Origin of the sequence: Salegentibacter maritimus, from assembly GCF_016236915.1 — a bacterium.
Lineage (GTDB): Bacteria > Bacteroidota > Bacteroidia > Flavobacteriales > Flavobacteriaceae > Salegentibacter > Salegentibacter maritimus.
The window spans coordinates 1-25,443 of record NZ_JAEHOK010000001.1 but is presented as its reverse complement, the minus strand read 5'-3'; the positions used below and the strand labels follow the sequence as shown (position 1 = coordinate 25,443).

Genomic DNA, 25,443 nt, shown 5'->3' with positions numbered 1-25,443 from the left:
TGTTAAGTTCCTTATAAAATCACTAAATTCGCAAAAGAAGAAATAACTAAAACATAAATGATGAATAACGAAGTAGTAATTGTAAGCGCCGCAAGGACTCCCATAGGGAGTTTTTTGGGTAGCTTATCTACCGTAGAAGCTACCGATTTGGGGGCTGTTGCCATCAAAGGAGCTCTAAATAAAATTGATTTAAAACCAGAACTTGTACAGGAAGTTTTAATGGGAAATGTGGTGCAGGCCGGTGTTGGCCAGGCACCTGCAAGACAGGCAGCTTTAAAAGCCGGAATTCCAGATTCTGTTCCCTGTACTACTGTAAATAAGGTATGTGCCAGCGGAATGAAAGCCGTTATGCAGGGAGCACAATCTATTATGCTGGGACAAACTTCTATAGTGGTTGCCGGCGGTATGGAAAATATGAGTTTAATTCCACATTATTTATACCATAGAAAAGGACAAAAATTTGGTCCGGCAAAAATGGAAGATGGGATGCAAAAAGATGGCTTGGTAGATGCTTACGACCATAATGCTATGGGAGTTTGTGCCGATCTTTGTGCTACCGAACACAATTTTTCCAGAGAAGATCAGGATGCTTTCGCTATTAAATCTTACGAGCGTTCTGCTAAAGCCTGGGCCGATGGGAAATTCGACAACGAAGTGGTACCGGTTGAAGTTCCGCAGCGAAAAGGAGATCCTTTAGTGATAAAAAAAGATGAAGAGTTCAAAAATGTGAGAATGGACAAAATAAGTTCACTTCGTCCTGCGTTTAGTAAAGATGGTACGGTAACTGCCGCAAATGCTTCTACCATTAATGATGGTGCGGGTGCTGTAGTTTTAATGAGCCGTGCAAAAGCAGAAGAGTTAGGTGTTGAAATTCTGGCCAGCATCAAAGGTTTTGCCGATGCAGCCCAGGAACCAAAATGGTTCACTACTGCACCTGCCAAGGCTTTGCCTCTAGCGCTTAAAAATGCCGGGGTTACTCAAAACGACATAGATTTCTTTGAGTTTAATGAAGCTTTTTCTGTGGTTGGCCTTGCCAATATGAAGATTTTAGGCATTAGTGACGAGATCACCAATGTACATGGTGGTGCAGTATCTTTAGGTCACCCATTGGGTTGCAGCGGAGTAAGAATTCTTATTACCTTATTAAATGTATTGCAGCATAATAATGCAAAATTAGGTGCAGCCGCAATTTGTAATGGCGGTGGCGGTGCATCTGCAATGGTAATAGAGCGAAACTCATAATTATATATTTTTTATTGAATGCAATACGGAATTTGCCCCTTAAGCATTGTACCACTTCGCGAAACCACATCCAATCAGAGCGAAATGGTCTCTCAGGTTCTTTATGGAGAACATTTTAAAATACTTGAAGAACGTGCTCAATGGAGCAGGATTCGTGTTGCATTCGATAATTTTGAGGCCTGGATCTCCAATAGTCAATTGCTTAAAATTCCTGAAGAAATTTATCTGCAATTACAACAGTCTACGCCCAAATATTCCTCTGATTTGTTTGATTTTTTAACCGATCAAAATGGACATCTTATCACAATTCCACTGGGAGCATCACTTAACGCTACAGGTTTATTAAGTCATGATTTTGAAGGAAATTTTATTAGCTGTAAAAATCCTAAAAATGAGATTGTAAAAACAGCCCTTTTGTATTTAAACAGCCCCTATGCCTGGGGAGGTAAATCGCCCCTGGGTATTGATTGCAGCGGACTTACACAAATGGTTTACAAGTTAAACGGCTACCAATTAAATAGAAATTCGGCCGATCAGGCTAAACAAGGCGAACCGCTTAGTTTTATTGAAGAAAGTGAAGCCGGGGATCTTGCTTTTTTTGATGATAAGGATGGAGTAATAGACCACGTGGGAATTATGATGAACGATAATTATATTATTCACGTAGACGGAAAAGTAAGAATTGATAGAATTGATCATTCCGGAATTTTTAATGCCGATTTAAAAAGACATACCCACCAACTTCGCGTTATCAAAAAGATTATTTAAAACTTAGCGATTGTCATGGAAAATTTTTGGCTTTCTGCTTTCTTTTGGAAACTTTAGCTTTTCAAGTTTTTCTACGGAAGTTCTTTCTAAAGGTATTTTTATTTTTAAGCCCGACTGTAAATGCTCCTGAAGCCTGTCAATCTCTACAAAGTCATTCGGGATTCTTATCAGGAGTTTATCATTTTGATTTTCATTTAAACTCGCTTCGATAACAAATATTTTTAGAGTTTCAAAATCCGTAAGTAAATTGATAATTTGCTGTGGATAAAGCGTAGTTCCTTTCAGCTTTATCATTTGCTTTTTACGCCCAACAGGGGTGCTAATTCTCATTGACTTTCTCCCACAATCACAATTTTCTCCATAAAACTTCACCATATCTCCTGTTGCAAATCTCACTAACGGCATTGTTTGGGTTTGCAAAGGCGTTACCACTAATTCTCCAATTTCACCGGGTTTTACCGGATTTTGATTTTCATCTAAAACTTCAGTAAAAATTAAACTTGATAAACTATGATTAGCCTTATGTTGGTTACACTCGGTAAATGCAGTTGCCATTTCAGTGCTGGCATAGGTAGAAAATAATTCTATATCCCATAAATCTTTTATTTTTCGACCTAAAGAATTTAGACTGAAATCTGGATTTCGCAAAGGTTCGCCAATACATACAGCAGCTTTAATTGAGGAATTTTTATAATCAATTCCGTTTTCAATAGCAAAATCGATCATTTTCAGCAGAAATGAAGGAACTGCAATAAGAAAATCAGGTTTAAACCTTTCTATAGATTCCCATTGCAAACCCGGCAGACCACTGCCGGTTCTTACAATCCCGGCGCCCAGTTTTCGTAAACCCAGAAAGTAAGCCATCCCGGCCATAAACCTGCGGTCCAGAGTCGTAGTAAGTTGCACGACGCTAAATTTCGTGACTCCTACCATTTCAAAAGAAAGGCGTTCGTTTTCGGCCAGCCGCTCTAAGTCGGCGTCGTTTAAAGCAAAACTAACCGGATTCCCCAGGGTACCCGAAGTAGTTACATAATCTATAATTTCATCTTTTTTAACCGCAATAAATTCTTCGTTATAATTCTGTAAATCCTCTTTGGTAGTAATTGGTATTTTTCTGAATTCCCGATAAGAATTAACCTGACCTATATCTATATTGTTTTTCTTAAATTGCGCTTTATAAAAAGGAGAATTTTTAGCAGTGTATTCTAACTGCTGTACTAGCAACTCCTTATTTTTATTTATATCGTAAAAATTGGTCATTTAGATTTTTCGATAAGATTTTTTAATCATTTTATCCAGATATTCTTCATCTGGTAAAGTAGTTACTTCCCTCCTTTTCGCCTGCTTGAAATTTATCACTGCTTTTTTATAGTCCTGTTGCTGAAAATAATAATCTCCGGAAATTTTATAGACCTCCCAAAAGTGAGGATTTAAGGATTTTAGGGTTTTGATTTTTGCTTCTGAAATCTCTTTTCCCTTAGAAATCGCATGCGTTAATTCCTGACTTAATTTTCGATATTTTTCATAGTCTCTATAAGCTTCTGAATTTAAAAATGGGTCTGCGCCAATGTTTTGTTCATTGAGCATTACACTTTTTGTAACATTTCCTTCTTCAAACTTTTTAAAGGCACTATCAAGATCGTATGCCACAAAAGTGCCCAACTGATAAGGGTTTGCCGATACCCAAACCTTTTTTTCTTCAGGCTTAAAAATAATTCCGTGATGCGCTAATAATTGATTGATAGCTTTTTCGTTGCCAAAACCTAAGCTAACTCCATCCAACCCCTCTTTGTTTCGTAATATATCGGCGGCTTTTTGCGGGTTTAATTTGTTGTTTTCAGCAAGCAGTTCCTGCATTTTATCAAACCGGTATTGCGAATGACTTTCAGTTTTGGCTTTTAAATTTCGGCTATCTTCAGCGTAGGCTTCACTTTGAAAATGATTACTACAAATTAACTTGTTTGAGTTTTCAACTTCATAAACACCTAATTTTCCCGGGGCTACTTCAATTAGAATTGCCTTCTGTTCTTTGGCACTTCCCACCATAATAGATTCAGATACGAATACCTCTCGTTTTTTGGCAATTGCAATGGCTTCTTCAGTAGAAGAGGCATATTGCAAAATTTCACGGGCAACCAGGCTAATTGGCGTTTTAGCCTGTAAAGGAATTTTACTTTTTCCAGCGTTAAGTGTAACACTTATTCCTTTTTCATTTAAACCACTTACCGAACCAATCATCCCGGCCCAGGTGTACATCATAAACCTATGTCCATTATCGGGGTTTACAAAGGCTGCAATTTTTTCTTCTGCAAACTCATCTCCCGCATAAAAATCGAAGTTCCTACCTAAGAGCAATTGGCCATCTTCGGTTTTATTATCCCAGGCGGCAAACGAGGTACAACCAACCAACATTAAATCCTGCAAGGCATGGCCAATATCGTGGGCACCATGAAAATAAAGCATTCTAATATAAGCCGGCGCAAAATCATCATATTTTTCCAGGCCAAATAACGAGGTCCCGTATATTTCCTGTTTGTATTCTTCTGGTACGTGCAAATACAATTTACGATTAAACCAGGCCACGGTTTTTTTAAGAAAATTTCGATACCCCGTATTGGTAACCAGCTCATAGATCTTTTCCATAAAAGCCGTTTCCTGTTTATGCATTAATTCTCTGGTTAAACTTCCACCAATCACACCACGTTCCAGGGCATCGCCTTCAATGTATAATTCCCAAATACCATGTTTATTTCTGTACAGTGAATTTTTCCCAATTTTATAATGAGTTTCACTGAGCTTTGTTCGCGTAGTATCTATGGTTTCAATTCCCAAAATATCGGGTCTATGCTCCATAGAGGGTTTTATTCCGCAGGAATTAAAAAGCAATAAAACTGCAATTAAAACCGATATTTTACTAAAAAATAAATTCACTTAAGTCATTCTTTTTAAAACGAGGATATTATTTTGTCGGTAAATAATTTCAAAATTATGGTCTATTAGCCATCTGCTGTTATAATCAGGAGTTAAAATAATTACTTTTTCAGCATTTTTTTTAATAGCCTCCCTTAAGGTTTCAGCAATAATTGCTTCCGGATTTTTTGTAATTATAAATACTGAAATACCAGTAAATTGTGAAGGAATATTCTTCTGAAACTTTAAATTTTCACTGCTTGCGCTAAAGCTATTTTTTGAAATCTTTAAGTTTTCTTTATCTGAGTCAAAAACCTGAAAAAAAGTATGTTGGTTTTTTAGAAATAGAAACAAAGGTAACAAGCCTAAATAGGTGTTCTGCAAAAATACATGTTCACCGGGTTCTACAAATTCTGAAGTTATTAAAAAGCGTTCCCTTTGCTTTGAAAATTCATTTTTTGCATTTTTATACACCGATTTATAACGATAGTTTGCCAACAATTTCTTTTTAAAATATAGCCTTTCTTTAGAGGTATTTCTTTTAAAAAAGGCGCGAAAACCAAAAGCCGCACGGCCATTTTCCCTTCTTTTAAAGAGAAGGATTTGGAATAATTTTGTTTGGAATACAAAAGCTACAATCATAGCAGTTATAATGCCAATTACTGAAACTATAGAAACCGACTGTAGCGCAGGATGTTTAGCAAATATCAATGTGCCTATTCCCAATAAGGTGGTTAAAACAGATAGTAGAATGGAAGCCTGATAGGTTGCTAATGCCTTTTTCCCGGTTTCGTATTCTTTAAGGCAGGCATTGGTTATAAAAATGCTATAATCCAAGCCCAGACCAAAAATAAAGGTGGAAATTATAATGTTGAGAACATTAAACTGAATTTGGAAAATCGCCATAAGTCCCAAAGCAATTACCCAGGTAACGGCAATGGGCAAAAGTGTTAGCAAGCTAAGCAACAGGCTACGATAAAAGAACAATAAAACAATAAAAACCGCAATTACCGAGAATAAGATCAGTCGGTTAAATTCATTTTTCAAATTCCCCAAAAAATCCTGGTTTATTTGTTTTCGGTCTATTGCTATTACATTGCCCTTTTTTTCTAATTGTTCCAATACCCCGGGCTGCATTTCATTAAAACTAAGCGTACTTGTTACGGTAGAAAATCCGGGACTTCTATTTATAAAATCGTCTAAATAAAGTGTTTTTACATTGCGGTAATCATCGAGAAAAATTCCGCTAAAATCTTTATCCAGTTGCTCGTAAAACCTAGTAAAGCTTTCTTGCTTAAAACCAAGTTTAGCCGATTCTTTTAGTAGGTTTTCTTTTAATTTTTCCTTTTTAGTTTTGGTCCAAAAATTCCGCCAGGTTTCAATTTTTTCGTTTTGGGATTGGGTAGAAAGCACCACCCCACCAATACTACTGAAGTTTTCTATCTTATTTGTATTTTTTAATAATTGTAGCTCCCTGTAGAGCTGGTTATTTTGTTCCAGGGCCTCTTCAATATCCTTTCCATAAGAAACCAAATAGGTAGTATTGGCTGCTTTTTTAGAGATATTTTTAATATCCTCTTCGACTTCTTTAATGTTTTTCGGCTCATAATTAAGCTGAGAAAGATCTTCATTAAACCTAACAGAATTAAAAAAGAAAAGTCCGCCTATAAATAAAAGCACTACCCCGGCCACAAAAAATTTTCGCTCATAAAATCTATATGAAGCAATTTTATCTAACCAATTAGATCTTATTTTCTTGGGATCTTTAGGTGCCCGGTAAAAATGTGGAATTAACAGAAGTGCAAAAACCGAAGCCGTTACAACACTTACAGCGGCAAAAATACCCAGATCGTTTAAAGCTTCACTCTTAAGAAAAAGGAGACATAAAAAAGCAATTGCCGTGGTAAAACTACTCATTAAGATAGGCTTTACTACCTCTTTATAAAGTACTTTCACATTGGCATTATTCTTAAAATGCGTAAGAATATGAAGCGCATAATCCAGGCTTATTCCTAAAAGAATGGCACCAATTCCTAAAGAAATAGCTGAAACCGAAGACTTTGTTAAGTATAAAACACCTATAGCCAATAAAGCTCCTAAAACGCTTGGAATAAAGAGAAGTAACGGTACATAAAACTTTCTGTAAAACACAATTAGTAATAAAAAAAGGATACTAAAAGCAATACTTAATGTTATTTGAATATCCTTTTTAATTTGATTTGCATTGGCAATAGCGTATAAAACCCCACCAAAATATTGCGCATTTACTTTTGGATTTTTATTTAAGTTGGAAATTATTTTATCGAGTTCCTGGATAAAAATCTGGTTATTTTTAGTTTCGGAGGAGGGATATTTGGGAGTAATAAACAACAATAAATGTTGTTCATTTTTAGTAATCAAATAATTATTATATATCTTAAAATTGGTATCTACCTGTAGTTCTCTAAGCTTTTCCAGCCCCAAATTGGTTATGGAAAGTGGATCTTTAAAGATAAAATTCTTGGTAACAAAGCCGGTTGGGGAAATAAGGTTTTTATAGGATTTTTCCAGTCGGTTCTGGATACTATCTACCTCCAGCCTATTTTCTATTTCAGCATAATTTTTTTCATTTAAAAACAAAGGTAGGTTTTGGTATACAAAATCGTAGACCTCCAAAACCCCTGCTTCCGGTACTTTTCCCTGAATTTTGGTGAAATATCCCGGTATTTGGCTATGCAGGGAATCGGTTAATTGATTTGCATACTGGGTAAGTTCCTCCGGATCTTTTTCTTCTGAAGAAACAGCAATAATTAGTTTATCTGAAAATTCGGTATGCTCTAATACTTCCCTAAGAACATCCTGCTTTTCGCCGGTGGGAATTAATTTAGTGACATCTTCTTCTAATGTAATTTTACTGGCAAAATGGCCATTTACACCTATAAATAGTGCCAAAAGGCAAAAACCAACTGCTTTTTGCCTTCGAAAAAAATAATAAAGTTTAAGAAAGAAAGTGTGCATTTAAGGTTTTATAACCTGTTTTTGGTTCGTTACCGAAAATAAGAAATAAAACACAATCCACAGTAGTAAAGCTGCTATTCCCGCAAGGGCGAAGCTTCCTAATATATATTGCCAAAGGCCAAAGAATATATCGGATGTAGAATCAAAATCTTCAGGTTTTAATTGCCAGGCAAAACCACGTCCTGTAAGCAAAGAACCTGACTGATAACTTGCATAAATTATAAAAGGAATAAGCGGCGGAATACTAATATTGCTAAAAAGAAAAGCAACTACTTTATTCAATTTAAACATAGCGGCTAAACTAAATACCAAAAGCGTATGTAGCCCCCAAAACGGTAAGATTCCTACAAAAACACCAAGTGCAATGGCTGCCGCCTTTTTATGGGCCGGCTCCTGACTTTTAATAATGTTTTCTTTCCAAAAACGTTTATAGCCTTTCTTTCTAAAATCCTGGTAAGTATCACGCGGATGTATATAAAAAAAACTCACCAACACAAACCAAATGTACAATATCGTTATCCTGGTAATGTCCCAAAACGGCCTAAAGTGAGTAACCCGGTTTTCTTCATAGAAAACTTTTATGGGCACGTTTCTTACTTTTACTTTTCTCCAGGCAGCCTTGACAATTATCTCTATTTCCAATTCAAATTTATTGGTATAAAGCTTTATATTATTTACCACCTTTAACGGATAAAGCCTGTAGCCACTTTGCGTATCGGTAAGTTGGGTACCAGTGACCACCAAAAACCAAAAATTAGAAAATTTATTGCCGGTAGTACTTTTTCCGGGAATTCCATCCTGCCCCATATTACGATCACCCACCAGTAAAATCTCTGTACCTTCTTTTTTTTCTTCTAATTGGGTAAGAAAAATGTCCAAATCATCTGGATAATGCTGTCCATCAGAATCTATGGTGATGGCATATTTATAACCTAGATCTTCAGCTACTTTGAATCCGTGTTTTAAAGCCTCGCCCTTTCCTTTATTTTCTTGAAAGTGATGGACATTAATTTCCTGAAAATCTTTAAGAATATCCCTCGTAGCATCTGTAGAACCATCATTAACCACCAAAATATTGGCGGTATATAGAAGTAAATCCTGTAGAACACCACCTAGAGTTTTCTCGTTATTGTAGGTAGGAATTAGAATACAGCAATTTAAAGCTTCAAATCTGGATTGATAAATAGGTGTTTGGTTCAAACTAAAGTGGCTTTTTTGCAAAAGTATAATTAAAAAGTAAAGGGCAATACGCTAAACCGCTAAGATTCAAGCTTTTTGTAAAAGGAATTTATTTTTAAAGATATACCCTCTAAATTCCTGGCTATTCCTTTAAGTTTTATTTCCCCATTAGTTTCTTCAATTTCAGATTCCAGGTTTAATACAGCGTCTTTATTGGGATCTACAACAGCCATAAATTTTATATTACTCCCTTTTTTAAACTCCAATGTACAGCCACAATTGCGCTCTACCTCTTCCTTAAATAATTGCATTAATATAACACCCGGGGTTACCGGTCTTCCGGGAAAATGCCCGTTGTAAATAGCGTGTTTTTTATTAATTTCAATCTGGGTAATATTTTTTTTGCCTTCCTGCTTTGTACCCAATACAGAATAAAAATCTTTTAATAACATATTATTGTTGGTTGTTGATGTATTGCTAAGGTATAAAGAAAATTGAGGTTTTCAGATTTTGCAAGATTTAAGGTTGAAATACAGAGGTGGGAATCTTTTTATTTAATTCCATTTTCTTGAATTCAATAACTGTTGCGTCGCCAGATTCTTCAATCAAACTTACTTTTTCAACTAAATTCTCTCTGTTAAACTTCATTTGTATTTCGGCGAACATTTGTTTTAAATGACTGTTTTTAGGAACAATAGAAGTGATTATATAATTGTTCTCTTTAAGATAAGAAAAATTGAAATTTTCAGTATCATCAAGTAAGTTACCGTTAACACTTCCGGTTATTAATTTCGCTATTTTACCAAATAGTTTATTTGAAGTAGTATTTCTTACACTTTTATCACCGGCATCATTAATGTGCAATTCGTTACCGACCAATAAAATAACATAATCTTGTGGCTCTTTATATTCCCACTTTAGCTTGTCGGGTTTTTGATAAAATAACTTTCCATGACTCACAGTTTCATCTGTGATCATCTCCATTTTCTTTGTCTGTACAAAATTAGCCTGTAAAGTCTCCAGCTCATTAGCTTTAGCAGTTACATCTTCCCGAAATTGATCAATTTCGGCTTTAGAAAGTTCTTGTTGTGCAAACAGGTTAAAGCTACAAAACAACAATAAGAGATTAAGAATACGCATTAATTTTCAGTAATTTATCGGGTCTTACAACCTCGTAACTATTTTGTTCCAAAAATACCAACAACTGTTCCAGTATTTTAACGGTTTTAGCATTATTATCGTGCAAAAGAATTACCGCCCCGGGTTTTATTCTTTTTTTAATCCTGTTTAAAATAATTTCTTCTGAAGAAAGCACCGCATCAAAAGATCTTATATTCCAACCTACCGATTGCAAACCGGTTTCCTGAAGCGCTTTTTGGGTTTTGGGACTAACTATCCCAAAAGGAGGCCTGAACAAATTCATCTTTATCTCAGCAGTTTCTTCGGCTATTTTATTGCACTCCTGTATTTCCCAAATCATTCTGGAAACACTTAACGCCCCCATTTTACGGGTATGGGTATAAGTATGGTTACCAACAAGATGACCCGCTTTAATAATCTCTTTAAATATTTTAGGCTGTGCTGCTATATTTTTTCCAATACAAAAAAAGCCGGCCCTGCACTTATATTTAGCAAGAACTTTTAGTATTTCCAGGGTAATTTCAACCGGGCCATCATCAAAAGTAATCGCCACTTGTTTCTTATTTAAACCTGGATTTTCATTAAACGATTTCACAAAAAAATTAAACCGAACATTGGTGGACACCGTTAATAAAAAAAGAAGGTAAAAAACTATAAAAGCCAACACATATATAAATGATGCGAGCCCAAAAAAAGCTAACACCAAACCTGCAAACAACAAGAGAATAATTATTGTGTTTATAATTCTAAACCGCACTTAGTAAAATTAAACTGTGATCACTTCCAAGATACTGATTGTATATTAGAATATTCTTTATTTTTCCCGGCCTAAGCGTATTTAGTTTCATTACCGAAGAAATACTTCCGCTTTTTAAAATTTTACAGGCCAAATATACTGCAAATCCCGAGGCTGTATCATAATCGCCCACCAAATGCTTATAACCCAACTGCAGGGTGTTTTTAAACAGGCTGTCCTGAAGAATGCTATAATAATAATCGTATCTGTTATCCCCATTCTTACCTAAAACTATGGCGTCTATAGCATCTATCCCAAGGTTATTTTTATGAAGGAAATTTTCAACTTCGGCATTTATTTGTTCTGGTTCAATTGAATTTTTTATAGAAATATCCTTAAATTCTGCATAGCAATTGCCGCTTTTTTCTGTTGAAAGTATAAAAAAATGTGCTCCTTCTGAAGTAATGGTGCCGGCAGAAGCTTCTTTAAACAAATCTAAATTATGAATTTTACCCGTTTTTAACTGGCCGTCCAGGTTTCTAAAGCCTGTTATTTTCTCTGAAAGCTCGTCTACTCCCCCAACCAACACCGATTTCTTTCCTGAGGTTTCCAAAAACTGTAAATAGGTATCAAACAAAGCACTTTCTAAAGAAGCCGAATTTTGCGTATAGGTTAGATTGTAATTTTTACATCCAAGATTTAAAGCAATTTGACCTCCAACAGTATTATGGGTAGATTGAATAAACGAAGTTGGGGTTACTAATTGCTCATCCTGGTCTATTAAATTTTCAAGAAACTTTTCGGTGTCTTGTTTGCAGCCCTCCCCGGTGCCTGTGATAATGGCATCAGGATTTTCAATTTCAGCTTCCTGTAAAGCCATCTTTGCTGCACTTATCCCCATTTTTATAGCTTTAGACATTCGCCTTAAAGTCATTGGTTTTATATAGTCCTTATAATTTGGTGAAATTGCCGGAAATATAGATTTATAATAAGAAACCGGGCTTTCTTCTTTATCTCTGCTTTGAGCCGTAATACTGCTAATACTATTTATATAAATTTTAGGCTTCATCTTTAGCAAAAATTAAAGAGGTACAATTGCCACCAAACCCAAAAGAATTTGACAAAACAAGATTTAGTTTCTTTTGCTTCACTTCGGTAACCGGTTTTAGTCCGGTTTCAGGCATTGCTTGTGAGAAGTTAAGATTTGGATATATTTCCTGCTTGCTCAGGCTTAACAAGCTATAAACGGCCTCTAAAGCCCCGGCGGCGGCAAGGCTGTGGCCAGTAAAAGCTTTGGTTGAACTAAAATCTGGAATACCAGCCTCAAAGATTCGTTGTATCGCCCTACTCTCAGATAGATCATTATTTTTAGTGGCGGTACCATGAGCATTGATGTAATCTATTTCTCCTGGAGTAATCCCGGCCGATTTTATCGCTTCCTGCATCGCTAAATAGGCACCTTCTCCATTTTCAGAAGAAGCGGTTTGATGAAACGCATCATTAGCATTGCCATAACCTTTAAGCCTACCTAAAACAGGCTTCCCATTTAGTATATCTTCGGCTTCCAGAACCAAATAGGCCGCACCTTCCCCCAGATTGAGCCCATTGCGATGTTCATCAAAAGCCCGGCACGGATTATTGGATAGAATCATTAGAGCATTAAAGCCATTTAAAGTAAACTTTGTTAGACAATCGGTGCCACCAACAATTACCCGTTTTAATTTACCTGCTTTAATCATCCTGGCCCCCAGCATAATTGCGTTGGCACCCGATGAACAAGCGGTACTAATGGTACTTACAAAACCTGTAATTCCAAAGTATTCGGCCATTTTTTCAGTAGTAAAGCCCGGGTGCTGTGAGCGGATAAAACGTTTATTATCGGCTTTACCGGCAACAAATTCTTTAAAATGATTTTCGGTGGCATCCATACCACCAACACTGGTTCCCGAGATAAAACCTGTTTCATCATCAATTTTTATCCCTGCCTGCTCAATGGCTTCTTTGGCAGCCAAACTACCCAGTAGCGCAGCACGTGTAAAGCTATGATTTTTAGATAAATTTAAGTGTTTTGAAAGGGTTTCGTTAGCGATTTTAATCTCTGCCACCGGTATATTTGTATGGGTAGTTTTTAAAAATTCAGAACAACCAATACCGCTGTTCGAAGCTAGCAGCGACCTATAATTCTCCTCTATATTGTTGCCAATAGCAGAAATAATCCCCATTCCGGTTACGGCAACCCCTTTATTCATATATTATTTGGTTCGGTTAGCTTCAATAAATTCTGCCATACTATTTACAGACTTAAAGATTTCACGACTTTGAGCAGGATCTGTAAGTTTTATTCCATAATCTTTTTCCAAAAGCACAATAAGTTCTAAGGCATCTATAGAATCCAGTCCTAATCCGTCACCAAAAAGCGCTTCATCGTTTTTAATATCGCCCGGTTCCATATCTTCCAGGTTAAGCTGCTCGATAATACTTTCTTTAAGTTCGGCCTGTAGGTTTTTCATTTTCAGCAAAATATATTTTTTTGAGATTTTCTTCGGAAAAAGGAATATTTATTTCCTGAGAAACCAAGCACAAAAATACATCATATTCCTCATTTTCCAAGTCTAACCAACCACAAAGCACTTCGGGTGCCTTTCCTGAAGTCAATAAACTTTCGGAATAATTCTTAAGTAATTCAGCATCAAAACTTTCTGAAACAAAAAATGCATTTTCACTCTGCAGTTTAAATTTTATACTAATTTCTCCTAAAACAATATTTGGTAGCGTATAAACAAAAAGTGCGGGGGAAGCAAAACCTGAAATACTTTCGTGGAATTTCTTGTCAATATCAAGGCTGGACGCGTTATTTGAAAAAATAAGTGCAGTATCTGCTGAAATTTCCTTCCCTCTAAAAAGAATTTCTGTTCCTAAAATTCCCAATTTCGATAGATTATCCATTTTGTGAAATTTAGGATATTTCAGTTCTAAAAAATCATACATAGATTTTAAAAAGGTATTGAGGTCTTTCTCTGAAGAGGAGAAAATTTCATTTTTAGAATTGAAAACCTTTCCGCTTTTTATTTTTACCCAATCTTTTATGTAGAAATCCTGTTGCATTTATTCCTTTTTAAAAACCAAAGCCAAATTGCAGCCTCCAAAGCCCGAAGCTGTTTTTAGTGCGTATTTAATTTCTTTCTTTCTATACTCCTTAACTACATTCAAAGGCCAGGAAACACCTAACTCACCAAAATTTTTAGAGCCATATAATTCATTTTTCAGCATAGCATGTTTAGTGACAATACTTTCTATTAAGGCCGAGGCCCCCAGGCTGTGCCCATAATAGGCTTTTAAACTGTGAAGTGGGGTATCTTGTAAAGCAGATCTATGAAAAGCCTGGCTTTCCATTTCGTCGTTATAAATAGTGGCTGTGCCGTGCGCCGATAAAAAATCTATGTCGCTTGCAGAAATTGAAGCCTCTTTTAAGGCTTTTTGAATGCTTTGATACAAACCTTCCCCGGTTCTGGATGGTCCCGAAATATGGTTGGCATCATTTACCGTAGCATCGCCAATTAATGCAATATTTTCAGACGTTTTTGGTTTTTCTGTACTCACTAGCATAGCTGCTGCTGCCTCACCAAGGCTAATTCCGTCGCGATCTTTGGAAAATGGCTTACAAGGTTTGGAACTTAAGGCCTGAAACGAATTAAAACCGGAAACCACAAAATCGCTCACCAAATCACCGCCAAGCACTATGGCATTTTTAATTTCTTCTGTATTTCCTAATCGTTTTGCCACAGCAAGGCCCAGCCCACCGGAAATACATGCATTAGAAATTATAATGGCGTCTTGGGTGAATCCGAAAAATTGGCCAATAGTTTTTGCCAATTCGCTAAGCTTTATGCGACTTTCAGGAAAAATACCGGGATCTTTTAGCAGATTTATATTTCCTTTAGTGGTGGTGATTATTAAGGTTGTTGTGGTTAAATCCAGGCCCGGATTTTTAGCCAGGATCTGCTGCACTGCCAGCAGCATCATTTTTTCAAGTTTGGTATACCCCTTTATTTCTCCAATACTAGCGAAAGCACTGTTTAATTGTGATTCGTCTATAATTGCGGCATAAAAAGCAGCGTTTGTAATCTTAGGCTTATGCTGTAGGCTCAATCCCGACCGTTCTTCCTGAATCGCCTTTATATTTTCCTGGGTAGAAAATCCCATGGGCGAGATAATTGCATCTTCTAGCAAGTAGAGTTTCTTCATTAAGGTAAGTTCATTTTCTTTTTCCAATCTAAGAAAAACGGCGGATTATTTAGGACTAACTCCCCTTTTTCATCTAGAAAAACCTGTAGGGTTTCCCCCGTACAAATTAATTGCTCTCCCTTGTAAATTTTATACAAAAAATTAATTTTGGCTGCTTCAGAATTTTTAAAAGTGGTTTCTACCCTAAAAGAATCGCTGTATTTTAAAGGTAATTTATGCTCACAAAAAGATTTTACAATGGGAGTAGAATAGCCTTTGGCTTTGGCATCCAGGTAAGAAATACCGTGTTCCCTACCAAAGTCTTCCCGAGCTTCTTCAAAATATTTAAAGTAATTGCCGTGCCAAACAATCTGCAAAGGGTCGCACTCGTGAAACCTAACTTTAAGTTTTGTAATAGAGGTAAGGGATTTCTCTAGCATAATTAATCTACCGTAACAGTTTTCATCTCAGAGGTTGCTATAAGCTTTCCGTTTTCATCCAGGGTTCGAGCACCCACCGAAGTTACATTCATTATTTCATGCAATATTTCTACGTGGGTAATAAGTTTACTGCCCGATTTTGGCAACTCCATAATCTCTACTGCTTTAATCGAACCAATAAAACCGGTTTTAGGTTTATCAAGACCGCTTAAAAACCCCTGATATCCCCTCCAAAGCGACATACTTTGTGCCATGTGTTCTATCAACCCGGGTTCAGAAAAAATACCGTTTTCAACCAAAATATTATCTGTGGGAATGGTGAAACCCGTAGTTCCCATTTTATCATTATACTCCAATAAACTGTCTACCATCACAAAAGGTGGCTTTTGCGGAATTAACTGCAAAATTTTATCCAATTCTAAAATAGGTTCTTTTAGTAAATTTTCTTCCATAGTAAATTAATTTAACTGAAATCGTTCCAATAATCGTAATAATTATACCACTGGTGCGGGTATTTTTTTACCATTATTTCCAGGTTTTCAATATAAGCCTTTAATAATTTTTTAGCATCATTTTTCTCAGGATTATAAGGCCTGGCATAAAAATGATAATGAAAATTTTGTTCTCTCATTATATGCACAAATAGCACAGGAATATTATTACGAGCAGCCAGTTTAAAAGGCCCCTGGGGGAATTGCACGGCTTGTCCCATAAAATATTCAGTATAAGTTTTGGCCTTGGGGGTATAACGGTCAGCAGCAAAAACAAGTAATTCGTTGTTTTTAAGTGCCTGGTTCATTTTAAAAATATGGGATAAATCTTCTTGTAAAACAATAAGTTTAATGGTCGATTTCCCGGTAACCGACTCCAGGTAATTTTTGATTTCTTCATGCTCCAAATCGGTTACCACCAGGTTTATAATATTATGATCGTGTTTCTTATCGAAAAAATGTTTGGCCAGATTGAAATTACCGATATGTGCGGTAAGTAAAATCCCGCCTCTTTTTTGGTTTAGTAAATTCTGAATATGTTGAATTCCATCAAATTCAAAGGTGTACTTATGTTTTAAACCAGAAGCTATAGCCACCCGGTCCAACTGAATTCTTCCGAAAGTAAAATAACTTTTATAGATATTAAAAATAGCCCCAATTTTAGAATAACCAAGGTGTTTTCTAAATAAAAAATAAACGCTTTTGGTAGCGTTAAAAGCAAAAAACACAAAATAAAGGGCTACAAATAGAAGTACAAAATAGGACACATAAAGGCCAAAAGTTTTAATGATAAAAACATAAATCTTTAAACCCAGTACAGATCCGCGGGATTGTCCTTTCCAGTTTGCCATAATTTAAGAATAAAGCCCGCCATTTATATTAATGACTTCACCGGTAATATAGGATGCTTTTTTAGACGCCAGGAAACTTACCAAATTGGCTACTTCTTCGGCTTCTCCAAACCTATTTAATGGAATTAGCTTTTTAAGCTCTTTTTCATCAAAATTGGCGGTCATTTCTGAATTCACAAAGCCGGGAGCTACCGCATTTACGGTAACTTTTCTTTTTCCTATTTCCTGGGCTAAAGCTTTAGTTGCTGCGACTAATGCTCCTTTTGCCGCCGAATAATTTACCTGACCCGAATTTCCTTTTACACCCGAAAGAGATACAATATTTATAATTCTTCCGTAACGCTTCTTCAACATAGCTGTTAACAATGGTTGGGTTACATTATAAAAACCGTTTAAGCTTGTATTTATTACCGAATGCCAATCTTCAGGTTTCATCCACATAAAAAGTCCGTCGCGGGTTATTCCTGCATTATTTACAATAACTTCAATTTCTGCATCGGGATTATTTTTTTGGAATTCCACGATTCTATTTTCACTCGATTTCGCATCAGCAACATCAAATTGAAGTAATTCGCAATGTACTTTTTCTGCTTCCACCAATGCCTTTGTAGCCATAGCAGCCTCCAGGTTCGAATTAAAATTCAATAAAATATTATACTTTAATTCTCTGGCCAGTTCTATGGCTATTGCTTTTCCAATTCCGCGGGAAGCACCGGTAACAAGAGCGTATTTCATAAGGTTTTTGTTTCTGGACAAAGCTTGGTTCAAGCTTAAACTTAGCTTAGTATACTTTGTTATTTTTAAGATATTCTTTTACCATTGTATTTATTCTATAGCCAGGGGCATCTGCTTTTATTTCAGGAATTATAAGGTTTAATTCTTCCAAAATATTTTTGGTTTTAGAAGAAAGTTTTGTGTCAAAATTTAAATAACGTAAAGCCTGAACAATAGTAATTATTTCTACAGAAAGTACTTCAAAAGCATTGTCAATAACTGTTTTGGTAATATTTGCTGCATTAGTTCCCATACTCACAATATCCTGGTTATCGTTATTATTGGGGATACTATGAATGTACATAGAGTTGGAAAGTGTTTGGTTTTCGGCTGTGGTAGAAACCGCTGTAAATTGCGCTCCCTGAAGGCCAAAATTAAGTCCTAGTTTTCCAAGGTTTACAAAAGGAGGTAAAATATCGTTTAGTTTGTTGTTTAGCAGGTAATTTAGCTGCCTTTCGGCCAGCATAGATATTTTAGTTACTACCAACTTTAACTTATCCATTTCCAGCGCTACATAATCTCCGTGGAAATTTCCACCGTGATACACATGTTTGTTTTCTACATCTATAATGGGATTATCGTTAGCCGAGTTTACCTCTTCAATTAGGATTTTTGCCGTGTATTCTATAGTATCGTATGCCGGCCCTAAAATTTGTGGAACACAACGCAGGCTGTAATACTCCTGGACCTTTGCTTTAAAATACGTGTTTTTATCGGCCGTATCAGTATATAAATGCCGGTTGCGATCGCGGGTTAGCTTGCTATCTTTTAAATGATCGCGCATTTTATGTGCAATCTGTTGCTGACCAAGATGCTTTTTGGCCGCATTAAGCTCTTCAGACAGGTGATCGTCATAGGCCTGTACAATTTCATTGATAGCTGCAGAACAAAAAACCGACCAGTTTAGCAGTCGTCTGGCATATATAATATTTACAATTCCAATACCTGTCATGGCCGAAGTTCCATTCATTAAAGCCAAGCCCTCCCTTATTTTGACTTTAATAGGTTCAAGGTTCTCGATTTTAAAAACTTCAGCAGTATCCTTAAGCTTACCTTTATAAAAAACTTCCCCTTCCCCAATTAAAACCAGGGCCAAATGTGCCAGTTGCACTAAATCACCTGATGCCCCTACTCCACCATGTTCAAAAATTAAAGGTGTAATATTTTTATTAATAAGTTGCTGCATAAGCCTTGTTACAGACTTATGCACGCCCGATTTACCCAGGGAAAGGGTATTTAGGCGGGCTAGCATTAGTGATTTCACATATAAAGGATCCATAGGCTTTCCAGATCCTGAAGCGTGACTTCTTATCAAGTTATACTGAAGTTGAATTCGGTCTTTATCATTAATTTTATATTGTGCCATAGGCCCAAAACCCGTATTAACACCATAAATAACCTTATTCTTAGAAAACTCCTTTAGGAAGTTAAAACTGGCATCAATTGTTTCAATATTTTTTGAAGAAGACTGAATTTCAACATTTTCAAATAAAACCTTTTCAAAATCATCAAGGTTAAGCGTATTATCAATATGGAGCATAAGCTGCGTAACTATTAGGAATCTTAACAAATGTACTATATTTATGCCGTATTTTAAATGGATGCTTTTAGAATTGGAATTCGAAAAACAAAAAGAGTTTCAGTTGGCAAATCTTAAAAAATGGAAAAGCTTCAAGCACAGGTTTTAATTATTGGTGCCGGCCCATCGGGAATGGTTGCAGCAGGATATTTAGAAAATAATGGCGTAGACTGTTTGGTAGTAGAAAAAAATTCCTTTCCTCGTTTTAGCATTGGTGAGAGCCTTTTGCCAAAAAGCATGGAAAACTTTAAAGAGGCCGGTTTGTTAGAGGCCCTTAAAGCAGCAGGTTTTCAAAAAAAATATGGTGCACGATTTATAAAAGCTGGTAGAGTTGGAGAATTTGATTTTTCTGAAAAATTTGGTGAGGGTTGGAATTGGACCTGGCAAGCTCCCAGAGCCGACTTTGATAAGGTTTTAGCTGATGAAGTTCAACGAAAGGGTGTAAAGATTTATTTTAATACCGAAGTACAACAGGTTGATTTTAAAGACAAAACAGTTTTAACTAAAATACTTGCAAACCAGGAGAAAGAAATTGAAATTAAAGCTAACTTCATTATTGATGCGAGTGGAAACGGCCGGGTGTTGGCCAATCAGTTAAATTTAAACGCATCCCCGAAAATTACCGGGAATTCTTCCATCTTTACCCATATTAAAGAAACAAACAGGCCAAAAGGCAAGGAAGGTGAACTTATTACTTTTGAAGTTTTAGATACGAAAACCTGGTTTTGGTATATTCCCTTTTCTAACGGAAATACAAGTCTGGGCTTTGTTGGAAATAACAATTGGTTTTCAAGTTTCAGCGATAATAATTCGGAAGCTTTTACAGCAATGTTGAAAAAACTGGATTATTATAAAACTCGTTTTAACGACTACCCGTTCTTATTTGAGCCGATAAAGTTACCTAACATTGCTAAAGGAGTAAAAAAAATATACGGAAAAAACTATGCTTTAACCGGAAATAGTGCCGAGTTTCTAGACCCTATATTTTCATCGGGCGTTGCTTTTGCTACAGAGTCTGGGCTAAAAGCCGCAAAATTAGTAAAACTTGAAATGGCGGGGGAAAAAGTTAATTGGGAGCAAGACTATGCTAAATATATGGAAAACGGAATTTCTGTCTTTAGTACGTATGTAAAAGAATGGTATACCGGAAATTTGCAAAAATTATTTTTTCATGAAACGCCCAGGACTGAAATAAAAGAACAAATTTGCGCTGTTTTGGCCGGGTATGTTTGGAATAAGGAGAATCCATTTGTAAGAAATCACAAACGAATAATTCAAAATATTGCCTTTTTAATAGATAGCGAGAGTATAAATATGTAATTTTTTCCAGACTTAAAATTCTGATGTCAAAGCGATTAAAAAGAAGCCTTAAATTTATTGCATTCTTTAAGCTTAAAAAGTTTGGAAGGTATGTGAGTAAAAGCTACATTTGCAACCGCAAAATCGTTTGCAAGTTCATTAACAATGGAGAGGTGGCAGAGTGGTAATGCAGCAGCCTGCTAAGCTGTCATCCTTTTTGGATGCCCGGGTTCGAATCCCGGTCTCTCCGCAAGATTTTTTAGTCTGCGGATTATTATTCTCCTTTTCTAACCGAAAAGATAGGGATAATCTTCCTCCGTCTCCCGGATTGCTTTTAAAGAGTATTTTGGATCGGAAAGGCTAAAATTTCATTCAGGAAAATATTTAGATATTTCTCCGGTTATCGCGCCGAGCGCGATTAACAAATACTCGGGGTGTAGCGTAGCCCGGTTATCGCGCCTGCTTTGGGAGCAGGAGGCCGCAGGTTCGAATCCTGCCACCCCGACTTTAACAAGTTATATTTTAACACAAAAAAAGGGTAATTATATGGTTTTCATATGGTTACCCTTTCTTTTTGTGCTCAAATTTTAACAAACAGTGTTAAATTTTATGTGAGTTCACCGTGAGTTCACTGGGAATTTGTGAGTTTATCGTGAGTTATTTTGGATCAAGACCATTTTCTGGGTTTTTGCTTTTTTAAGCAAATAATTTTTCAAATCGAAATAAGAAGAACTCGGTATTTCTTACTCCTCTTAATTGTGCTCTAAAGGCTTTTATTTTTGCATTAAAAGATTCAGCTGAAGCATTGGTGCATTATCAGCTTTAACACCATATATTTCATTTGTTGTTTGCATTAGCCTGGTTCACCAGTCTATTATATAAATTAATGATTCTATTCATATTTGGTTCATTTTTCATCCAATACATTCTTTCATTTTCTGTAGAAATCCACCTATAAAGCCAGGATATTCCTCCTTTCTTATAGTAATGTGATTCTTGCTCATAAACTTTATCTTCAAGTGACTTTTCAAGAGTGACGAGATTGTTTCCCTGTTTTTTGAGCTTATCAATTATTTCAGGTAGATAATTTTCATTTATTAAGTTGTCGTGACATAAATAAATCTGATTGATTTTTCTACCATAAAGACGAGTAGAAAGAGAATCAAAAAATTGGAAATACTCTAATGTTTTATTGACATATAATTTTCCTATTTGTGCAGCTGATTTAAAATCAGATTTTTCTAGATAGTGTTCGTATACATAATTAAACATCCAATCAGAACTCTCTACCGTAAAAGGTGTAGAAATGTATTTTTTCTTTTTTAAAAACGCATCAATCTGTTTGTGTTGAGTGGTATCTTTACCTAAATCATTGTAAGGAAATCGGAAATATTGAAGTGGTTTGTTGTATACTTTAGTCAACTCCCTTGATATGCCCTCCCCTTTCTCAATATCAAGCTTGAAAAAAGGATATCCTATTTCTGAATATCTTGAATGACTGAAAGAATGATTTCCAGCGGTTACATAATCTCGTTGAATCCAATTGTTTAATAATTCAAAGTTCTTATTAACTGAGTCAGTCTTATAAATTAATTTTTCATTTATAAAAATAGCAATTGGTATTCTTAGTGAATCTAATTTTTGTAATAAAACGGATTGATAATTGTTCTTTTTAAAATTTCTCGTATTTGGAACATCATCAATAGTTATAGAAATATTAGTTTGAGCATGAATGGGAAAGCTCATAAAGATTAAAACTATTATTCGAATATGTTTTATGTTCATTTAGTTTTTTAAATATTTGAAAGGTTCTTATAGAGCCTTTGTGTAATTAAATTTAATGTTTATCAGTTAAACTTAAAACCTGGCAATTCCAAATATACTGAGACAGCCTGTCCTAATTTAGCTACTGAGATAGTTGATTATGGTTTAATTACATTTATACATAGTTACTTAAAATACTTTATTTTTCATTGTCAATAAGCCAAGGTTCTTTAAATTCCGCCGCTTTTGTCAATTTCATTTTTAGTTCTTCTCGGTCTAATTCAAATTTCGAATATTCTGATCGCTCATAAAGTAGGTTATAACCCGACTGATTAAGTCCATATTTTACTAATGTATAAAAATCGGATTCCGCTTTTTTTAAATCCAGATTATCCCTGTTTACCTCAATTTTTAAAAGATCAACTAAAGTGTCATTTACAAAGTGATTTTCATAATTCAGTTGGTTTTTATCAGATTTCATTGAATTAATTTCTTGAATAATCTCATAAACGATTGAATCATTATTCTCTGCCCTCCTACGATTCCAAAATTCAGCGTAATATTCTCCTTGAATTTCAGGCATATCATAGGTCAATTCCAAACTATCGATTAGATCCTCAAAGTTTCGTTTTATATAAATATCCTGAATTAAAAATTCGTTTTCGTATTTCAAAATCAGATTTTCAAGTTTGCTATATCCAATTTTTTTAAATGATTCGTGAACCATTTTTAGATTTTCAGGTTTTCTAATCCAAGAGTTCTTTGTCCAGTCTCCATTTCTCAAACTGAAGAATGAAGTTTGGTTTTCTGAATAAAACTGCAATTCTGATTGCTTGTCCTTTTTACAGGACAGAAATAGAAAAATTGGAAGTAAAATTGTTAAGAGTTTGTTCATTTTCTATTATTATGCGAGGTCTCGTATAATTGGCACTTAGGGATTTAAAATTAATATTTTTAAGAAGCACATCTGTAAGTAATTCCAAAACAAAATCGGTAAAGCTAATCCCGATTTTGCTGTAGATTTAGTCGAATATAACATAATTGTAGTTATATTTTTTTGTGCATTAGCTTTTTTTATATTCCAAATTGCCTTAAATGATGGTCGGTGTGTTTGTAAACTAATATTCCTATTTGCTCTTTTGTCATTCTGCCAAAAAAATCGTGGATAAAGTCAGGGTTGTTGAAATTTTCGTATTCCTTAATTAATGAGATCCAGTATGCCTTTTCAGATTCGATTTTGCCAGTCAATTCCTTAACCTTAAACTGCTCGGAAGTGGGAATATTTTTGTCAAAAGACTTTTCATCTTTTATCATTTTGTTTAAAGCTATTTTTCCAAAAATTTTTCCTAAAAAGGTCTGTTTATAGGTATGATTTTCTTTTCCAAGAATCCATTTGTTCCAATACGTATTGTGCTTAAGCATTTGGATAGAATTCATTTTACCCCATTCAGCCTTATGATCTTCACTTATTTTCTCAATTCTATCGATTAGTTCTTCCCGTATATTCTTATTAAAGATTGTTTTCATTTATTCAATTCTATTTAATCTAATTTACTTGTTTATGTCTAGTTTAGACTTATCATATGCCAAGAAGTTTTTAGTTCTTTTTTAATATAAAAACAGTCGAAGCCTGGTGAACCTAATTTACTAAAAGCTGCAAACCAGCACAGGATTTCCATATGAGACAGATTTAACATTGTTCTTATTAACTGTTAGAATTTCGTGGAGTCAATAGATGACTATATTTGTTTATAGCTTAAAACAATAACAATGCGTCAGCTTATAGCCATCATTATGATCATCCCCCAAAAATTAGGACAGTAAGTTAAGTTCAAAAATAACCTTAATTTTACTGTATTATGACACGAAGAAAATTTACCTCAAAGTTTAAAACGAAAGTAGTTCTTGAAGCCTTGAAAGAGCGTCAAACGGTCAAGGAACTAGCACAAAAATTTGAGATTACTCCACAACAGATCAATACCTGGAAACGCAATTTCCTAAATGAGGCCGATACTGTTTTTTCAAAAGGGGAAAAATCAAAAAAATCAGAAGAAGAGGAAAAGAAAGACCAACTTCTTAAGGTGATTGGGGAGCTTAAAGTGGAGAATGATTTTTTAAAAAACGCCTTGCGATAAAACCTTTAGAAGAGCGTCGAACAATGATATGCAAGGGTCATTCCAAGCTCAGCCTCCAGCAGCAATGCAAGCTATTGCACATCCACCGCAGTGGAATCTATTATAGACCTCGTGGAGAAAGTAAACTTAATTTAGAACTGATGCGCCTGATGGATGAACATTATACCCATCATCCTTTTAAAGGTGCCAGGAGAATGCATACCTGGCTTACCCTGGATAAAGGGTATAAAGTCAATAAAAAGCGTATTGAACGTCTCTATTCCCGGATTATGGGACTCAGAGCTATTATGCCCGGGAAACATACCTCCAGGCGAAACAAAGAACATAAGGTGTATCCTTATTTATTGCGGAATCTTACAGTAGACCGTCCCAATCAGGTCTGGGCGATCGATATTACTTACATTCCTATGCGAAAAGGTTTTATGTATCTGGTAGCCATCATAGACCTGCATAGTCGCTATGTTCTTAACTGGTCTGTGTCCAATTCAATGGATGCCCAGTGGTGTAAAGAAACTTTAGAAGAAGCTATTGAAATCCATGGGACTCCTGAGATCATTAATACCGATCAGGGAAGCCAGTTTACTTCAGAGATCTTTACCCACAGGGTACTATCTAAAAATATTAAACTCAGTATGGATGGAAAAGGAAGAGCTATCGATAATGTATTTATAGAAAGGCTTTGGAGAAGTGTGAAGTACGAAAGTATTTATTTAAATCCTCCAGAATCTGGAGTAGATCTGTACCAACAACTCAATACCTATTTTAAATTTTACAACCACCAAAGAAGGCACCAGGGAATAGAAAATGAAATACCTTATAACCGATATTTAAACCAAAAAAGAAAGGCTGCTTGATAAATGAAAAATAGAACTTAATTTAGCAGCAAAGCTGTCCTAACAAATGGGGGTACTTTA

General features: G+C 35.4%; 25 protein-coding genes, 2 tRNA genes and 1 pseudogene. 7 read left to right on the top strand and 21 right to left on the bottom strand.

The features are described from left to right. The first annotated feature begins 60 nt into the window (after positions 1-60). A complete protein-coding gene (locus I6U49_RS00140) occupies positions 61-1,242 on the top strand; it encodes an acetyl-CoA C-acyltransferase (protein ID WP_198627327.1) in 1,182 nt (393 codons plus the stop codon). A gap of 18 nt (positions 1,243-1,260) precedes the next feature. Beyond that, the gene (locus I6U49_RS00135) at positions 1,261-2,010 is read left to right on the top strand and encodes a C40 family peptidase (RefSeq protein WP_193709486.1); all 750 of its coding nucleotides are present in this window, start codon (positions 1,261-1,263) and stop codon (positions 2,008-2,010) included. 3 nt (positions 2,011-2,013) lie between these two features. Here I6U49_RS00135 and I6U49_RS00130 read toward each other — a convergent pair whose 3' ends face one another. From I6U49_RS00130 to I6U49_RS00050, 17 genes are all read right to left on the bottom strand, one after another. Continuing rightward, positions 2,014-3,270 carry a phenylacetate--CoA ligase family protein gene (locus I6U49_RS00130; protein WP_198627122.1) on the bottom strand — a complete coding sequence of 419 codons (1,257 nt, stop codon included), beginning with the start codon at positions 3,268-3,270 and terminating at the stop codon, positions 2,014-2,016. Beyond that, positions 3,271-4,941 carry a C45 family peptidase gene (locus tag I6U49_RS00125; protein ID WP_317191831.1) on the bottom strand — a complete coding sequence of 557 codons (1,671 nt, stop codon included), beginning with the start codon at positions 4,939-4,941 and terminating at the stop codon, positions 3,271-3,273. Further along, on the bottom strand, positions 4,942-7,851 hold the full coding sequence (locus tag I6U49_RS00120) for an MMPL family transporter (protein ID WP_232804598.1): 2,910 nt from the start codon (positions 7,849-7,851) through the stop codon (positions 4,942-4,944). Between the two features lie 66 nt (positions 7,852-7,917). Continuing rightward, positions 7,918-9,117 (bottom strand): DUF2062 domain-containing protein, encoded by a 1,200-nt coding sequence (locus tag I6U49_RS00115; RefSeq protein WP_198627120.1) that lies wholly within the window; start codon positions 9,115-9,117, stop codon positions 7,918-7,920. 59 nt (positions 9,118-9,176) lie between these two features. Further along, entirely contained in the window at positions 9,177-9,548 is a 372-nt protein-coding gene (locus tag I6U49_RS00110) for a hotdog family protein (protein ID WP_198627119.1), read from the bottom strand. Positions 9,549-9,615: 67 nt separating this feature from the next. Continuing rightward, on the bottom strand, positions 9,616-10,236 hold the full coding sequence (locus I6U49_RS00105) for a LolA family protein (protein WP_198627118.1): 621 nt from the start codon (positions 10,234-10,236) through the stop codon (positions 9,616-9,618). After that, positions 10,223-10,789 carry a polysaccharide deacetylase family protein gene (locus I6U49_RS00100; RefSeq protein WP_394370294.1) on the bottom strand — a complete coding sequence of 189 codons (567 nt, stop codon included), beginning with the start codon at positions 10,787-10,789 and terminating at the stop codon, positions 10,223-10,225. The genes I6U49_RS00105 and I6U49_RS00100 overlap by 14 nt, the downstream gene beginning before the upstream one ends. Before the next feature lie 193 nt (positions 10,790-10,982). Further along, positions 10,983-12,041 (bottom strand): beta-ketoacyl synthase N-terminal-like domain-containing protein, encoded by a 1,059-nt coding sequence (locus I6U49_RS00095; protein WP_198627116.1) that lies wholly within the window; start codon positions 12,039-12,041, stop codon positions 10,983-10,985. After that, complete coding sequence (locus I6U49_RS00090) at positions 12,031-13,221, bottom strand: beta-ketoacyl-[acyl-carrier-protein] synthase family protein (RefSeq protein ID WP_198627115.1); 1,191 nt, start codon at positions 13,219-13,221, stop codon at positions 12,031-12,033. Before I6U49_RS00090 ends, I6U49_RS00095 begins: the two co-directional genes overlap by 11 nt. Before the next feature lie 3 nt (positions 13,222-13,224). Further along, entirely contained in the window at positions 13,225-13,482 is a 258-nt protein-coding gene (locus I6U49_RS00085) for a phosphopantetheine-binding protein (RefSeq protein WP_198627114.1), read from the bottom strand. Beyond that, positions 13,457-14,077: a hypothetical protein gene (locus I6U49_RS00080; protein ID WP_198627113.1), complete on the bottom strand. Its 621-nt coding sequence runs from the start codon at positions 14,075-14,077 to the stop codon at positions 13,457-13,459. The genes I6U49_RS00085 and I6U49_RS00080 overlap by 26 nt, the downstream gene beginning before the upstream one ends. Next, a complete protein-coding gene (locus I6U49_RS00075) occupies positions 14,078-15,217 on the bottom strand; it encodes a beta-ketoacyl synthase N-terminal-like domain-containing protein (protein ID WP_198627112.1) in 1,140 nt (379 codons plus the stop codon). Beyond that, entirely contained in the window at positions 15,217-15,636 is a 420-nt protein-coding gene (locus I6U49_RS00070) for an acyl-CoA thioesterase (RefSeq protein ID WP_193709474.1), read from the bottom strand. The genes I6U49_RS00075 and I6U49_RS00070 overlap by 1 nt, the downstream gene beginning before the upstream one ends. Positions 15,637-15,638: 2 nt before the next feature. Further along, entirely contained in the window at positions 15,639-16,088 is a 450-nt protein-coding gene (locus I6U49_RS00065) for a hypothetical protein (RefSeq protein WP_198627111.1), read from the bottom strand. 11 nt (positions 16,089-16,099) lie between these two features. Next, complete coding sequence (locus tag I6U49_RS00060) at positions 16,100-16,978, bottom strand: LpxL/LpxP family acyltransferase (RefSeq protein ID WP_198627110.1); 879 nt, start codon at positions 16,976-16,978, stop codon at positions 16,100-16,102. Positions 16,979-16,981: 3 nt separating this feature from the next. After that, positions 16,982-17,713 carry a 3-oxoacyl-ACP reductase FabG gene (gene fabG, locus I6U49_RS00055; RefSeq protein WP_193709471.1) on the bottom strand — a complete coding sequence of 244 codons (732 nt, stop codon included), beginning with the start codon at positions 17,711-17,713 and terminating at the stop codon, positions 16,982-16,984. 46 nt (positions 17,714-17,759) lie between these two features. Then, complete coding sequence (locus I6U49_RS00050; RefSeq protein WP_198627109.1) at positions 17,760-19,292, bottom strand: HAL/PAL/TAL family ammonia-lyase; 1,533 nt, start codon at positions 19,290-19,292, stop codon at positions 17,760-17,762. A 120-nt stretch (positions 19,293-19,412) separates the two neighbouring features. On the opposite strand from I6U49_RS00050, the gene I6U49_RS00045 reads away from it, so the two are divergent. The 3 genes from I6U49_RS00045 to I6U49_RS00035 all read left to right on the top strand — a co-directional run bounded on the left by I6U49_RS00045 (position 19,413) and on the right by I6U49_RS00035 (position 21,135). Next, positions 19,413-20,651, top strand: a complete 1,239-nt coding sequence (locus I6U49_RS00045; protein ID WP_198627108.1) for an NAD(P)/FAD-dependent oxidoreductase — start codon at positions 19,413-19,415, stop codon at positions 20,649-20,651. A 146-nt stretch (positions 20,652-20,797) separates the two neighbouring features. Further along, positions 20,798-20,880, top strand: a tRNA-Ser gene (locus tag I6U49_RS00040). Positions 20,881-21,060: 180 nt separating this feature from the next. Beyond that, positions 21,061-21,135: transfer RNA gene (locus I6U49_RS00035), tRNA-Pro, on the top strand. Positions 21,136-21,326: 191 nt separating this feature from the next. Here the strand turns inward: I6U49_RS00035 and I6U49_RS17055 are convergent. The 4 genes and pseudogenes from I6U49_RS17055 to I6U49_RS00015 all read right to left on the bottom strand — a co-directional run. Continuing rightward, positions 21,327-21,428 (bottom strand): annotated as a pseudogene (locus I6U49_RS17055) (ISAon1 family transposase); the annotation flags it as partial. A gap of 39 nt (positions 21,429-21,467) precedes the next feature. Then, on the bottom strand, positions 21,468-22,376 hold the full coding sequence (locus I6U49_RS00025; RefSeq protein ID WP_232804597.1) for a polysaccharide deacetylase family protein: 909 nt from the start codon (positions 22,374-22,376) through the stop codon (positions 21,468-21,470). 217 nt (positions 22,377-22,593) lie between these two features. After that, positions 22,594-23,289, bottom strand: a complete 696-nt coding sequence (locus I6U49_RS00020) for a hypothetical protein (RefSeq protein WP_198627106.1) — start codon at positions 23,287-23,289, stop codon at positions 22,594-22,596. A 179-nt stretch (positions 23,290-23,468) separates the two neighbouring features. After that, positions 23,469-23,921, bottom strand: coding sequence for a DUF1569 domain-containing protein (locus I6U49_RS00015; protein ID WP_198627105.1), 453 nt, complete (start codon positions 23,919-23,921; stop codon positions 23,469-23,471). Positions 23,922-24,253: 332 nt separating this feature from the next. Here I6U49_RS00015 and I6U49_RS00010 point away from each other — a divergent pair, with 332 nt between their 5' ends. After that, positions 24,254-24,529 (top strand): transposase, encoded by a 276-nt coding sequence (locus I6U49_RS00010; RefSeq protein ID WP_198627104.1) that lies wholly within the window; start codon positions 24,254-24,256, stop codon positions 24,527-24,529. Beyond that, on the top strand, positions 24,526-25,383 hold the full coding sequence (locus tag I6U49_RS00005; protein ID WP_317191834.1) for an IS3 family transposase: 858 nt from the start codon (positions 24,526-24,528) through the stop codon (positions 25,381-25,383). The genes I6U49_RS00010 and I6U49_RS00005 overlap by 4 nt, the downstream gene beginning before the upstream one ends. The last annotated feature ends 60 nt before the right edge of the window (positions 25,384-25,443 follow it).